Annotated in this window: 11 protein-coding genes; all 11 read left to right on the top strand. The window is 46.6% G+C overall.

Going from position 1 to position 14680, the window contains the following annotated elements:
* Window positions 1-53 precede the first annotated feature (53 nt).
* Window positions 54-1517, top strand: coding sequence for a UDP-N-acetylmuramoyl-L-alanyl-D-glutamate--2,6-diaminopimelate ligase (locus K7G97_RS10370; RefSeq protein ID WP_075642534.1), 1464 nt, complete (start codon window positions 54-56; stop codon window positions 1515-1517).
* Window positions 1514-2773 carry a lipid II:glycine glycyltransferase FemX gene (locus K7G97_RS10365; protein WP_223040531.1) on the top strand — a complete coding sequence of 420 codons (1260 nt, stop codon included), beginning with the start codon at window positions 1514-1516 and terminating at the stop codon, window positions 2771-2773. Before K7G97_RS10370 ends, K7G97_RS10365 begins: the two co-directional genes overlap by 4 nt.
* Window positions 2773-3435: a M15 family metallopeptidase gene (locus K7G97_RS10360; protein WP_230088526.1), complete on the top strand. Its 663-nt coding sequence runs from the start codon at window positions 2773-2775 to the stop codon at window positions 3433-3435. The genes K7G97_RS10365 and K7G97_RS10360 overlap by 1 nt, the downstream gene beginning before the upstream one ends.
* A 153-nt stretch (window positions 3436-3588) precedes the next feature.
* The gene (locus K7G97_RS10355; protein ID WP_023468670.1) at window positions 3589-5253 is read left to right on the top strand and encodes a ribonuclease J; all 1665 of its coding nucleotides are present in this window, start codon (window positions 3589-3591) and stop codon (window positions 5251-5253) included.
* A gap of 68 nt (window positions 5254-5321) precedes the next feature.
* Window positions 5322-7469 carry a DNA translocase FtsK gene (locus K7G97_RS10350; RefSeq protein ID WP_223040530.1) on the top strand — a complete coding sequence of 716 codons (2148 nt, stop codon included), beginning with the start codon at window positions 5322-5324 and terminating at the stop codon, window positions 7467-7469.
* A 333-nt stretch (window positions 7470-7802) separates the two neighbouring features.
* Window positions 7803-8816, top strand: a complete 1014-nt coding sequence (locus K7G97_RS10345; protein WP_050677452.1) for a BMP family lipoprotein — start codon at window positions 7803-7805, stop codon at window positions 8814-8816.
* A gap of 222 nt (window positions 8817-9038) precedes the next feature.
* On the top strand, window positions 9039-9758 hold the full coding sequence (locus K7G97_RS10340) for a GntR family transcriptional regulator (RefSeq protein WP_023468666.1): 720 nt from the start codon (window positions 9039-9041) through the stop codon (window positions 9756-9758).
* Between the two features lie 130 nt (window positions 9759-9888).
* Window positions 9889-10962: a BMP family lipoprotein gene (locus K7G97_RS10335; protein ID WP_195864798.1), complete on the top strand. Its 1074-nt coding sequence runs from the start codon at window positions 9889-9891 to the stop codon at window positions 10960-10962.
* A gap of 66 nt (window positions 10963-11028) precedes the next feature.
* Window positions 11029-12558 (top strand): ABC transporter ATP-binding protein, encoded by a 1530-nt coding sequence (locus tag K7G97_RS10330; protein ID WP_023468664.1) that lies wholly within the window; start codon window positions 11029-11031, stop codon window positions 12556-12558.
* On the top strand, window positions 12555-13625 hold the full coding sequence (locus tag K7G97_RS10325; protein ID WP_223040529.1) for an ABC transporter permease: 1071 nt from the start codon (window positions 12555-12557) through the stop codon (window positions 13623-13625). The genes K7G97_RS10330 and K7G97_RS10325 overlap by 4 nt, the downstream gene beginning before the upstream one ends.
* A complete protein-coding gene (locus tag K7G97_RS10320; RefSeq protein ID WP_223040528.1) occupies window positions 13625-14584 on the top strand; it encodes an ABC transporter permease in 960 nt (319 codons plus the stop codon). Before K7G97_RS10325 ends, K7G97_RS10320 begins: the two co-directional genes overlap by 1 nt.
* Window positions 14585-14680 lie beyond the last annotated feature (96 nt).

Raw genomic sequence — 14680 nt, 5'->3', positions numbered from 1 at the left:
AACGGAATAGATGAAACATATGAAATGACGATGTCGAGAAAGAAGGAATACCGTTGAATTTAGCTGAATTGATTCAAGTCATACAGACGCAAAAAATCGAACGAATGGTAGAGGTGGACGTTACGTCCATCACGACCGATTCACGGGATGTTAAACCGGGGACATTGTTCGTCGCCATCAAAGGATATACTGTTGATGGACACGACTATGCTAAACAGGCAGAAGCACAAGGAGCGGTCGCAATCGTCGCGGAACAACCGGTCGATGTGTCGATTCCTGTCATTCTTGTTCGTAGTACATCACGTGCCATTGCCGAGTTGGCTGGCAAATTCTATGATTATCCTTCTGAAAAGATGCGGATGATTGGTATTACGGGAACGAATGGGAAAACGACGACGACGACGATCGTTCGTGATATATTAGCGCACCTCGGTCGGAAGACGGGGATCATCGGTACGGTCGAAGTCAAGATTGGTGACCGCGTCGTGCCAAGTCGCAATACGACACCACAAAGCTCCGAGTTACAAGCATTTCTGCATCAGATGCATGAAGAAGATGTCCAAGATGTCATCATGGAAGTCTCTTCACATGGATTAGAGCTTGGTCGGGTAACAGGTGTCGATTACGACGTTGCGGGATTTACGAATCTGACGCATGATCACCTTGATTTTCACAAAACATTTGAAAACTATGCGCGTGCCAAAGGATTGTTATTCGCACAACTCGGTCAACGGCTGTCGACAGAGAAAGTCGCAGTCTTGAATGCGGATGATCCGACGAGCGAGCTGTATGAGATGATGACAGGTGCTCGTGTCATGACATACGGCATCGACAACGCAGCTGACCTCCGAGCAACAGCGATTGAACAGTCGCTTCAACAAACGACGTTTACGATGCTGTACAAGGAAGAACAAGTCGATGTCACGGCGAATTTCATTGGTCGCTTTAACGTCTACAATCTGTTGCTTGCAACAGGGATCCTCTTATCTTGCGGATACGATCTAGCGACGATTGCTGGCGCGATTTCAGCAATCCGTCCGGCAAAAGGTCGGATGCAACGCTTGCCGATTGAAGGATATAACGTGTATGTCGACTATGCGCATACGCCAGACGGTATCGAACAGTGTCTGAAAGCACTCGTTGACGTACCAAAGGAAAAGATCGTCTTCCTGATCGGGACAGGTGGAAATCGCGATGTGACGAAACGACCAAAAATGGGCGAACTCGCTTCGACCTACGCAGGAACCGTCGTCATCACAACGGATGATCCACGATATGAAGCGTATGAGTCGATTACATCCGGCATCGCCAAAGGGATGACCCATGATCAGTTCGTTGAAATCGGTGATCGAGAAGAGGCCGTGCGTTACGCAGCACGACTCGCACGACCAGATAATATCGTTATCTTAGCCGGTAAGGGTCATGAAAAATATCAAATCATTGGGGATGAGAAATTCCCGCTCGATGAGGAAATCATCGTCAAAGAGATGATACGGCAAATGGAGGAACAGAAGTGACTTATCAACCAATCGTTGTAACCATAGATCAATTTGAAACATTCGTAAAAACACATCCAAAAGGTGATTTACTCCAGCTTCCGGCATGGGGAGAAGTCAAAAGCGCGACAGGGTGGACACATGAACGGATTGCGGTCGGAACGGCTTCCGGTGAGATTGCCGGAGTTGGTCTTCTTTTGTTCAAGAAAGTACCGAAGCTACCGTTCACGCTTTGTTATGCACCGCGCGGTTTCGTCGTCGACTATACGGATACGGACGCGCTTCGCGCCCTTCGTGACGAAGCGATTCGTGTCGCAAAACAACAGAAGGCGATTGCGATTAAATTTGATCCGAACGTCGAGCGGGAAGAATATCCTGGTCTGTTACAAGACATGCAAGGACTTGGCTTCAAACATAATGGCTTCGGTGGCGGTTTTGACTATGCGCAACCACGCTTTACGATGGAGACGAGTCTTGTAGGGACAGAAAAAGAGATCTTCGACGGTTTCCATTCGAAGTTCCGTTACAACGTCCGCCTTGCTGAACGTAAAGGGATCGTATGTGAACAAGCAGATCGCGAAGGGCTAAAGACATTCGCGAAGCTGATGGTCGAGACGGGCGAACGGGATGGTTTTTCGATCCGTGGTCTGGATTATTTCGAAAATCTGTACGATCATCTTCACCCAAAAGGGGATGCGGTCTTGTTTTTGACGAAACTCGATGTCGTTCGTGCGCTTGAGAATACAGAAGCCTTATTACTTCAAGCTGACAAGGAACTCTCGAAAATTCATCGTCAGCTCGAGAAAGAGACGGCCGAGAAGAAGCTAAAAAGCTTAAACAATCGCTTGGAGCAGACGACAGCACAAATCGAAAAAGCAGAGAAGTCGAAGACAGAACTGATGACGATTGCTGCTAAACATCCAAACGGTGTCATCCTGTCTGGTGGTCTTTTGACGCTTGCTGGTCGTCGCTCGTATTACTTATATGGCGCTTCATCGAACGAATATCGGGAGTTCATGCCGAACCACTTGATGCAATGGACGATGATGCAATATGCGAAAGAACATGGCGCGCTCTCTTATGACTTCGGTGGAGTCAGTGGTTCGACAGACCCGGATGATCATTACGCGGGACTCTACGCCTTTAAATCTGGTTGGGGCAGCCGGATGATTGAAAAAATCGGTGAGTTCGATTATGTACTCAATCGTCCGCTCTATCTGTTGCTTGAGACTGGGTTACCGATTCTACAAAAACTTCGGAAGAAGCTTCGCCGCTGATGAAACGGGGAACAATCTTCGGTTGGATCGTATTTTTATTGACGATGTTTGCGATTGGATTGTTTCTTGCGGCATCCATGAATCGGATGCCGACGATTTTAATGGATCAACCGGAGCTCGGGATTGATAGTTGTCCACGGGACGTAGCGGGAGAAAATCGTTTGATTAATGCAAGCGAGACGAACCTGAAGCGTCTCCACCCAGCTGTTGAAGCAGGGGCAAAGGATCTGATCCGTGTGGCGCATTCTTGCTACAATATCGATATCAAGATTACGCAAGGATACCGCTCGATTCAGCAACAGAATGCGCTTTATGAACAGGGACGTTCTGAGGCAGGGGAAGTCGTCACGAATGCACGAGGTGGTGAATCGATGCACAATTATGGACTCGCTGTCGATTTCGTTCAGCTCGTGAATGGACAGATTTCGTATGACCTTGAGTATGACGGGAATCGGTCAGGGAAAAGTGATTGGCGCGAAGTCGCGGACATCGGAAAAGCGCTCGGTTTCGAATGGGGAGGCGATTGGAAACGATTCGTCGACTATCCTCATTTTGAGATGACGTTTGGGTATTCGCTCGACGAACTAAAGGCTGGTGAACGTCCAAGTCGTTCGGAAAAAGCAAAACGAACGGAAGAAGTCGAAGATTTGTTGAATACGTGATCAACGTCATTCCTGGAGTAATGTGGCAGGAATGACGTTTTTTTTAGATTTCCTAGTCCGATTGTTGGCAGATTGTGAAAATTCGGCTAGAATAGTGATAGTGATAAGTGGACGGCTCACGAAAAGTGAATATGAATTATAGGAGGTCATGTTGTGTCAAAGAAGAAGACGGAAAAAGTAAGCGTCTTTGCTCTTGGTGGCGCCGGTGAGATCGGGAAGAACATGTACGTCGTCGAACTCGACGAGGACATCTTCGTCATCGATGCCGGATTAATGTTCCCAGGAGACGAGATGCTTGGAATCGATAAAGTCATTCCAGACATCAGTTATTTAAAAGAAAACAAAGAGCGGATTCAAGGGATTTTCATTACCCATGGTCACGAGGATCATATCGGAGCACTCAGTTACGTCTTGCGTGACTTAAAAGTACCGGTTTACGGAACACGTTTGACGCTCGGTTTGATTGAACACAAATTAAAAGAAGCCGGTTTATTGAAAAAGGCAGATCTTCGTCCAATTGATGCCAAGACGAAATTAACCGTTGCAGGTCATTTTATTACGTTCTTCCGGGTCAACCACTCGATTCCGGATGCAGTCGGGGTATGTATTCAAACATCTCAAGGTGCGATCGTCCATACAGGGGATTTCAAGTTCGATTACACACCAGTTGATGGAAAACAGGCGGATTTCGGGAAGATTGCAGCAATTGGTCAACGGGGAGTGCTATGCTTACTGTCTGACTCAACGAATGCAGAGCGACCAGGGATGTCTGGATCAGAATCGATCGTCGGTTCTGAACTGAACGACGTCATCTATGAGGCACCAGGTCGTGTCATCGTCGCTTCATTCGCTTCGAACATTCATCGTCTACAACAAGTGTTTGCGGCAGCAGAAGCGAACAATCGAAAAGTAGCGGTCGTTGGTCGTAGCATGGTCAATAACGTCGAAGTGGCACAGCGTCTGAATTACTTACGCTTCAAACAGAAAACATTGATTGATCTATCTGACATCAACCGCCTCGACGATAACCAAGTTGTCATCTTGACGACAGGATCGCAAGGTGAGCCGATGGCAGCCTTGACACGAATGGCGCGTAACGCACATAAGCAAGTCAATATTCGCTTGAACGATACGGTCGTCGTTGCGGCTTCGCCGATTCCAGGTAACGAAAAGTCGGTTTCGAAAACAATCGATCTCTTATTCCGTGCTGGTGCGAATGTCATTTACAACCAACGGAAAGTACACGTGTCCGGTCACGGTCATGCAGAAGATCTGAAGCTGATGCTCAACTTGATCAAACCGAAATTCTTCCTACCGATTCACGGAGAATTCCGGATGCAAAAGGCACACAGTCGTCTCGCACAGACGGTTGGCGTTAATGCGAACAACATCTTCATCATCGAGAATGGGGATGTCGTTGAGTTCGAGAAGCGCAAAGCACGGATGTCACGCAAAGTGAACGCCGGGAACGTCTTGATCGACGGAATCGGTGTGGGTGATGTCGGAAACATCGTCCTTCGTGATCGTCGCTTGTTGTCGCAAGACGGTGTCGTCCTTTGTGTCATTACGATCAGCCGGAAAAACAAAACGATCGTATCGGGACCGGAAATCATCTCTCGCGGATTCGTCTACATGCGTGAATCAGAGGATATGATCAACGAAGCAAACCGAATCGTTGCGAAACAACTACAAGGTAAATTAAACGGAGAATTGGATTGGACGGAGATGAAGTCGTTGATTCGAGATAAACTGAGTGCTTATCTCTATGAACAGACGAAACGCCGCCCGATGATTCTTCCAATCATCATGGAGATTTAACAAACGAGCGGCTCAGATTGACCAATACCTGGTCCACTGAGCCGTTTTTTTATCAGGAGGGATGACGTATGGCGACGACGAAACGAAAACCTGTACGAAAAAAAACGCCGCCACGGAAACGACCGGCAGCGAAGAAACAACGTCAGCCGATTGCGTATCGTACATATGCGACCATCATCGCAATCGTCTCATTACTAGCTTTCGTTCTCGCTTTCGGCGAGTTCGGGAAAGTCGGACTGACGCTAGCTGATGGAGGAGAGCGGTTAATTGGTCAGTTCGGTTCCTTATTATATGGTGGAATCGGTGCCGTGCTACTTTTACTCCTCTCGAATGCGTCGCGTGCTCAGAAATGGGCATGGTCGATGTTACTGATGGGTTCAGTCGTCTGGATTGATCTATTGCTCGGAGCACCGCGTGGTATTCTCAATGGATGGCTCTATCAAAACGCAGCTTATTATATTTCGAGCGCGGGTGCCTTCTTGATTGGTCTGTTCTTCATCGGAACGGCCGTTCATATCCTACGCCCATCGTTTTATGGAGAGCTGTGGCTTGGATTACGGGAACGAGTGGAAGAATTTCGCAATCGTGAACGGGAACCTCGTCCTCGTGTTGAAAAAGAGTTGAAATCGAAACCGGTTCGTGAGAAAAAACCGAAGACGTTGCGACCAGCAACTGTCGAGGAACCGATCGAAACGGAACAAGAAGCAGAAGATCCGTCCGTTAACATTCAAGACGTTCCAATCATCGGTTTCACGGATCACGTTGAACCGCAAGCAGCGGAGACACAAGGACCGTTGACGATGACAGAGACACCCGACGGTTATCAATTGCCGTCGCTTGATTTGTTAGCAGAACCGACATCAAAAGATTTGTCCGGTGAGAACAAACGACTGAAGGATAATGCGACGAAATTGATTGCGACCTTAAAGTCGTTCGGGATCGGAGCAAAAGTCTTAAAGATTCATCTCGGACCTAGTGTCACGAAGTACGAGATTGAACCCAAACAAGGAATCAAGCTTAGTCGAATCACGGGACTTGCCGATGACTTAGCGCTAGCATTAGCCGCAAAAGATATCCGGATCGAAGCACCGATTCCAGGTAAAGCGGCTGTTGGCATCGAGGTGCCGAACCGTGAAGTCGCCATGGTATCACTTCGAGAAGTACTAGGAGCGGAGAGCGTCCAATCCGACAGCGATCGTTTGCTCGTCGCACTCGGACGGAGCATTTCTGGTGAGACAGTGACAGCGAAGTTGAATAAGATGCCACACGTCTTAGTTGCCGGCTCGACGGGTTCCGGTAAATCAGTCTGTATCAACGGGATGATTGTCTCGATATTGATGCGGGCACGACCGGATGAAGTCCGTTTGATGATGATTGACCCGAAAATGGTCGAATTGAACGTCTACAACGGCATTCCGCACCTCTTAGCACCTGTCGTCACCGATCCTAAAAAAGCGGCACAGGCATTAAAGCAGGTCGTCTCGGAAATGGAACGTCGTTATGAGATCTTCAGTCAAAATGGAGCGCGCAACATCGAAGGCTACAATGCACTGATCGATAAGATGAACGCAGAGGAGAAAGTGCATCAACGATTACCGTACATCGTCGTCATCGTCGATGAGTTAGCTGACTTGATGATGGTCGCGTCAAACGAAGTCGAAGATGCAATCATGCGACTTGCACAAATGGCACGAGCAGCAGGAATTCATATGGTCATCGCAACGCAGCGTCCGAGTGTTGACATCATCACCGGTGTCATCAAGGCGAATATCCCGTCGCGGATCGCATTCAGTGTATCGAGTGCGACCGACTCGCGGACGATTCTTGATACGGGAGGCGCTGATAAATTGCTCGGACGAGGAGATATGTTGTTACTTGGTAACGGCATGAACAAACCGGTCCGCGTACAAGGAGCCTTTTTATCGGATGAAGAAGTCGAGAAGGTCGTCAATCATGTCATCAGTCAGCAAAAGGCACAGTATGTTGAAGCGATGATTCCAAAAGATGTACCAGAGGGCGAAACAGAAGTCGACGATCCACTTTATGATGAGGTCGTCCAGTTCATTCTGACGCAAGAGACGGCATCAACGTCGATGATTCAACGAAAGTACCGCATCGGTTACAACCGAGCTGCCCGTCTTATTGATGCGTTAGAAGAAAACGGTCTGATTGGTCCATCTGAAGGATCTAAACCACGTCGCGTCATGGGACGTTAATCGAGTAGAAAGGAAGTCATGGAATATTCCATGGCTTCCTTTTCTTTTCTAAAAAAATGTATAGATAAGAACTGGTGTCTCGAAAAAAAGAAAAGACACATGAAAAAAAGACATGATGATTTTGTATAAATAGAAATGACTGGGAAAATTAATGAGTGCATCAAAAATAAAATCGCTTTCATGAAAATAGTTGTCAGACGTCTGTTGATTTTCAGTAGTGTTTTTGGCATACTCAGTCATATGAGTGACCGACCTTCAATACGAGGGCTGGGAGCGACTTTTTCACAAATAGATAATGAAAGCGCTCTCATAATTGCAGAGGAGATGGATGAAATGAAGAAGAAACAGGTAATCGTATCGATGATGTCAGTAGCGACAGTTGGTCTTGCTGCTTGTGGTGGTTCAGGTGAGAAAGCCGATCAAAAAGATCAATTCTCTGTTGCGATGGTAGCCGACAAGGGTGGGATCGATGATAAATCGTTCAACCAATCCGCTTGGGAAGGTCTGCAAGCGTACGGTAAAGACAATAAACTTCAAAAGAATGAAGGGTTCTCTTATCTACAATCTAAATCGCAACAAGATTATCAACCGAATCTATCGCGTCTTGCTCGTGGAGGAGAAGATTTAGTTTTCGGAATCGGGAACACGTTCAACGAAGATATCAAAACAGTTGCTGATCAATTCAAAGACACACAATTCGCAATCATTGATAACGTCGTTGAAGGAAAAAATGTCACGTCGATCACATTCAAGGAAAATGAAGGAGCATATCTTGCAGGGATCGTTGCTGCAATGGAGACGAAAAAAGATCACATCGGTTTCGTTGGTGGGATGAAGATGGACGTCATCGAGCGTTTCCGTGCCGGTTTCGAAGCAGGTGCTAAATCCGTCAATCCGAAGATTAAAATCGATGTCCAATATGCGGAGGACTTCGCAGCACCAGAAAAAGGTCAAGCGATCGCAGCTGGAATGTATGGTAAAGGCGCAGATATCATCTTCCCAGCAGCAGGTGGTACAGGAAACGGTGTCTTCACAGAAGCGAAGAACCGCAAGAAAAACGGTGAAAATGTCTCAGTCATCGGTGTCGACCGAGACCAAAAAGAAGAGGGTATGCCGGAAGATGTTACATTAACTTCTGTCATCAAACGTGTCGACCGTGCAGTCGAAGATACAGCAAACGCAGCGAAGGATGGTAAACTCGAGGGCGGCAAAACGATTCGTTATGGTCTGAAAGAAGATGGCGTTGATATCGTACCATCTGAAAAAATTTCGAAGAAGACGTTGACTGCGCTTGAGAAAGCAAAAACAGATGTCGTTTCTGGAAAAATCGAAGTACCTGAGCAATAAGCGTTGAAAAAAGAAGGGGCATTCTTAGGTAGAATGCCCTATTTTCTTCCATTATTGATTGCGTTATGAAAAGGGTTACAAAAGCGCCAGAAGTCAGACTTCTAACCTGTTACAAAATGATTGCAGGATTGTGTTGGGCGTCATATACTTATCTTGGCTGGAGTTCTCATACGTCAGAAGTCTGAGCACTGGTTACAACTAGATAGAGGATGGAGATGCGTCATGTCGATTAAATTAGATCATCGTTTGCTTTATTTACGTGTGATTGAAAAGATCAAGTCTGACATCGATGACGGCGTTTACAAGGAAGGCGAGAAGCTCCCTTCAGAGTTTGAACTTTCAAAGCAACTTGGCGTCAGTCGAGCTACTCTTCGAGAGGCATTACGAATTCTTGAAGATGAGAACATCGTCATCCGTAAACACGGTGTCGGTACGTTTATCAATGCAAGACCACCGTTTACTTCTGGGATCGAAGAATTGTACAGCGTAACAGAAATGATTGCGCGCGCAGGTATGGTTCCGACATCAGAAGTGTTATCATCCGAGATGGTCCAACCGACTGAGCGCGACCGAGAGCGTTTTCAACTTGGTCCGGATGAATTGGTTTATCGAATCGAACGAATCCGACTCGCAGGAGATGTTCCTGTCGTCTATTGTATCGATAAGATTCCAAGCCATTATATTAAAAATGAAGAGCAGTTCACCTCTTCGACATCATTATTTGATGCTTTAGAAAAAGAACTTGGACGACGTGTCACGCATGCTGTGACGCATATCGAGCCACGTATTGATCCGAAAATCGCTGAACAATTACATACGGACCAACCTTTGCTCGCTTTGCGTCAAACGCATTATGATGAGCTCGACCGTTCCGTTCTTTTTTCAGCGAACTATTTCCGAGCAGATAAGTTTGATTTCCACGTCATCCGTAAACGTGTGTGAGCCATTGTTTTAGGATAAATACTGAAAGCGCTTTCCGTCATAACCTACGTAACGCTCCTCATCGCCAGCCTCGGGTGCTAGACGTAGTCTTGAACTTTGTATGACCATATTCGAAAGGGGATTTTTCCAGATGAAAAAGAAGTCACTTCTCGCATTAGCAGCAACAGGTTTAGCAATGAGTTCGGTCCTTGCAGCATGTGGTGGCAACGACGATTCGAAAGATTCAGGTAGCGACAGCAAATCAGACGGCTTTAAAGTAGGTATGGTTACAGATACAGGCGGCGTGGATGATAAATCATTCAACCAATCTGCTTGGGAAGGTATCCAAAAGTTCGGAAAAGAAAACGACTTAAAAGAAGGTACTGGCTACAAATATCTTCAATCTGCAAAACAATCGGATTACCAACCGAACCTTCAGCAATTAGCACGTGCGAAATACGACCTGATTCTCGGTATCGGATTCTTGATGGCTGAAGATATCGGTAAAGTAGCGGATCAGTTCAAAGATAATAACTTCGCAATCGTTGACCAAGTCGTTGACAAAAAAAATGTCGCGTCAATCGTCTTCAAAGAAAATGAAGGTTCATTCCTCGTTGGTGTCGTTGCTGGTTTGACGACGAAATCAGATAAAGTCGGATTCGTCGGCGGCGTTAACTCTGACTTGATCAAGAAGTTCGAGAGTGGATTCAAAGCAGGTGTTAAAGCAGTCAATCCAGATGCTGACATCGAAGTTCAATATGCAGAAGACTTCAACGCTGCTGAAAAAGGACAAGCGATCGCTTCAGGAATGTACGGTAAAAAAGTCGACGTCATCTATCACGCAGCTGGTGGTACAGGACAAGGGGTATTCACAGAAGCGAAAAACCGTAAGAAAAACGGTGAAGATGTTTGGGTCATCGGTGTAGACCGTGACCAAGTCGAAGAAGGTATGCCAGAGAACGTCACATTGACATCGATGGTCAAACGTGTTGATACAGCAGTTGAGCAAGTCGCTAAAGATACGAAAGACGGCAACTTCCCAGCTGGTAAAGAAGTTGTATTCGGTCTAAAAGACGGCGGTGTTGATATCGCACCTTCAAAAGACAACGTTTCGAAAGAAGCGCTCGACAAAGTCGAAGAGTACAAAAAACAAATCATCGATGGCGACATCAAAGTCCCAGCGACAGACGACGAGTACAAAGAATACGAAGCGTCACTGAAATAATAATGAAAGCGGGGGTCGCTAGCATTGCGGCTCCCCCTTTTAAACTAAACATGGGAGTGGATTTTCTTGGAATACGTCATTGAGATGCTAAACATCAGAAAAGAGTTTGGCAGTTTCGTCGCAAATGATAACATCACGCTCCAGCTTCGGAAAGGTGAGATTCACGCTTTACTTGGTGAAAACGGTGCCGGAAAATCGACGCTGATGAACGTCTTATTTGGTTTGTATCAGCCTGAGGCTGGAGAAATTCGTGTACGTGGTGAAAAAGTCAATATTACGAGTCCGAACGTCGCGAACGATCTTGGAATCGGTATGGTGCACCAACACTTCATGCTCGTTCAAAATTTCACTGTTACTGAAAACATCATTTTAGGTGCAGAGCCACGTGCCGGAATTAAGATCGACCGTGCAACTGCACGTGAGAAGGTACGCCAGATTTCTGAACAGTATGGTCTTGCTGTTGATCCTGATGCAAAAATCGAGGATATCTCAGTTGGAATGCAACAGCGTGTTGAAATTTTAAAGACGTTGTACCGTGGTGCAGACATCTTGATCTTCGATGAACCATCTGCTGTCTTGACACCACAAGAGATCAAGGAATTGATTCAAATCATGAATCGCTTGATTGCAGAAGGAAAATCAATCATCCTCATCACGCACAAACTGAAGGAAATCATGGAAGTAGCTGATCGCTGTACGACGATTCGCCGTGGTAAGTATATCGGAACGGTCGATATCGATGAGACGATGACACAGTCGCGTCTTGCTGAAATGATGGTAGGTCGTGAAGTCAACTTTAATGCGGAGTATTCCAAGGCAACTCCACAAGAACTGGTTCTCGACATCAAGGATCTAGTCGTCAAGGACAGTCGCGGTATCAAAGCCGTCGATGGCTTAAATCTCGACATTCGTGCTGGAGAGATCGTCGGAATTGCCGGAATCGACGGAAACGGGCAAACAGAATTGATCGAAGCCATTACTGGTCTTCGTAAAGCGGATAGTGGTGAAATCTTCCTCAACAATAAGTCGATCAAAAACTTGAAGCCACGTAAAGTGACGGAATCAGGTGTCGGTCATATTCCGCAAGACCGTCATAAACATGGACTTGTTCTCGATTATTCAATCGGACATAACATGGTCTTACAAACGTACTACAAACAACCGTATTCAAAAGCAGGCATCATGAACTATAAACAAGTCATGGAAAAAGCGAAAACGCTCATCGAGAAGTTCGACGTCCGAACTCCAAGTCCAGAGACGTTTGCTCGTGCCTTGTCAGGTGGTAACCAACAGAAAGCGATCATTGCGCGTGAAGTCGATCGTTCACCAGACCTATTGATTGCAGCACAGCCGACACGTGGTCTTGATGTCGGAGCAATCGAGTTCATTCATGAACAATTGGTTCTCGAACGCGAAAAAGGTCGCGCTGTCTTGTTGATTTCATTCGAACTCGAAGAAATTCTTCAAGTATCAGACCGGATTGCCGTTCTTTACGAAGGAAAAACAGTTGCCTTCTTGGATCCAAAAGAAACGAATGAGATCGAGCTTGGCTTCTTGATGGCCGGCGGTAAGAAAGAGGAGGTAGGTCATTCATGAAGTTAGAGCGTTTTTACGGCATCCTCATTCCGATTCTTTCCATCATCCTTGGAATGGTCGTTGGGGCGATCGTCATGCTCATCGGTGGGTACGATCCAATTGCCGGTTTTGATCAGTTATTCTATGGTATTTTTGGCGAACCATATAGCATCGGTGAAACATTACGAGCAGCAGCACCTTTGATCTTTGCCGGTCTCGCGGTCGCGTTTGCTTTCCGGACTGGACTCTTTAACATCGGGGTCGAAGGTCAGGTTCTCGTCGGGTGGATGGTCGCAGTTTGGATCGGGATCGAGTTTGATCTACCGACAGCGATTCATTTACCGCTTGCTCTAATTGGAGCAGGTTTGGCAGGTGCACTTTGGGCATCGATTCCTGGTATCTTAAAAGCGAAGTTCCATGTGCATGAAGTCATCACGTCAATCATGATGAACTATATCGCATTGTATGTGACGAATGATATTTTACGTCACGTCATCGGAATTACGAACGAGCGGACGGAGTCAGTCAAGGAATCAGCATCCCTTGCGTCACCGTTCTTACAAGAGATGACGGATTTTTCACGTTTGCATAACGGGATTTTCATCGCTGTCATCGCTGCTCTCGTCTTCTGGTTCATTTTGTGGAAAACAACGCTTGGTTATGAACTCCGAGCAGTTGGATTTAACAAAAATGCTGCAGAGTATGCAGGTATGGGCGTTAACCGAAACATCATCCTATCGTTCGTTATCTCAGGTGTGTTTGCAGGTCTCGCTGGAGCGATGGAAGGTCTTGGAACGTTCCAAAACATGACATTGAATGCGTCCTTCACTGGGGTAGGGTTCGACGGAATCGCGGTTGCCTTGTTAGGGGCGAATAACCCGATCGGTGTCGTTCTTGCGGCGTTACTGTTTGCGGGACTTAACATCGGTGGTCTGTCGATGCAACAGATCGGTATTCCGCCTGAACTGATCAAAATCATCATCGCATTCATCATCATCTTCGTGGCTTCAGGTTACGCGATTCGTCTCGTCATCGAGAAGTTCACGGTTAAGAAAGAATCTAAAAAAGCGAAAGGAGCCGGTCAATAATGGGCTTTCTTGAAGTACTTTATATCATCGTGCCAATCGCACTCGCCTATTCGGCTCCGTTAATCATTGCAGCACTTGGCGGCATTTTCAGTGAGCGTTCTGGCGTCGTCAACATCGCGTTAGAAGGATTAATGGTCATGGGTGCCTTCACAGGTGTCGTCACGGCATTGACTCTATCAAAAATGGGCTTGGGTGCTGCGAGTCCTTGGCTTGCTATGCTCATCGCGATCGTCGTCGGAGCAGTTTTCTCACTGTTCCTTGCAATTCCAGCAATTCTTTTCCGGGCTGATCAAACGGTCCTTGGAGTAGCAATCAACTTGCTTGCAGTCGGTCTTGCGATCTTCCTCGTCCGGGCGCTTTACAATAAAGGACAAACGGATTCGATTCCAAACCGGATTTCAAAAGAGAACGTGCCATTCTTGTCCGATATTCCTGTCTTGAAGATGTTCTTCGCGAACGTCTACTACACATCGTATATCGCGATCGTTCTCGCGTTCGTCGCATGGTACATCATCTTCAAGACACCATTCGGTCTTCGTTTACGTTCTGTCGGAGAACACCCGATGGCAGCGGACACGATGGGAATCAACGTCACGAAGATGCGTTTCATCGGCGTCATGATCTCTGGTGGTTTCGGCGGTCTTGCTGGTGCTGTCTACGCGACGTCGATTTCATTGAACTTCAGTGTGACGACGATTCTCGGTCAAGGCTTCCTCGCGATTGCGGCGATGATCTTCGGAAAATGGAATCCACTCGGTGCCATGGGGGCAGCCCTCTTCTTCGGGTTCGCTCAAGCGATTTCGATCATCGGTCAGCAATTGCCGTTACTCGATCAAATTCCACAAGTGTATCTGTTGATTGCGCCGTATTTATTGACGATCTTAGCACTTGCTGGTGTCGTTGGTCGGGCGGATGCACCAAAAGCTGTCGGTGTACCATATATCAAAGGAAAACGCTAAATTTTTACTAATCATAGACCGGATGTTGCCAATTGGCGATGTCCGGTTTTTTTTTAGATGATTGATAGATTGAATGAGAAAAAGTCCAATAAAAAA

This window comes from Exiguobacterium acetylicum (assembly GCF_019890935.1).
In the GTDB taxonomy this organism is placed as follows: Bacteria; Bacillota; Bacilli; order Exiguobacteriales; family Exiguobacteriaceae; genus Exiguobacterium_A; species Exiguobacterium_A abrahamii.
The sequence above is the reverse complement of the archived record's forward strand: the minus strand, read 5'-3'. Positions and strand labels throughout refer to the sequence as shown.

Bases quoted from the DNA above. Each gene is read 5' to 3' on its own strand.
- K7G97_RS10350 (WP_223040530.1), top strand. From the start codon at position 5,322: ATGGCGACGACGAAACGAAAACCTGTACGAAAAAAAACGCCGCCACGG.
- K7G97_RS10360 (WP_230088526.1), top strand. From the start codon at position 2,773: ATGAAACGGGGAACAATCTTCGGTTGGATCGTATTTTTATTGACGATG.
- K7G97_RS10340 (WP_023468666.1), top strand. From the start codon at position 9,039: ATGTCGATTAAATTAGATCATCGTTTGCTTTATTTACGTGTGATTGAA.
- K7G97_RS10320 (WP_223040528.1), top strand. From the start codon at position 13,625: ATGGGCTTTCTTGAAGTACTTTATATCATCGTGCCAATCGCACTCGCC.
- K7G97_RS10345 (WP_050677452.1), top strand. From the start codon at position 7,803: ATGAAGAAGAAACAGGTAATCGTATCGATGATGTCAGTAGCGACAGTT.
- K7G97_RS10325 (WP_223040529.1), top strand. From the start codon at position 12,555: ATGAAGTTAGAGCGTTTTTACGGCATCCTCATTCCGATTCTTTCCATC.
- K7G97_RS10335 (WP_195864798.1), top strand. From the start codon at position 9,889: ATGAAAAAGAAGTCACTTCTCGCATTAGCAGCAACAGGTTTAGCAATG.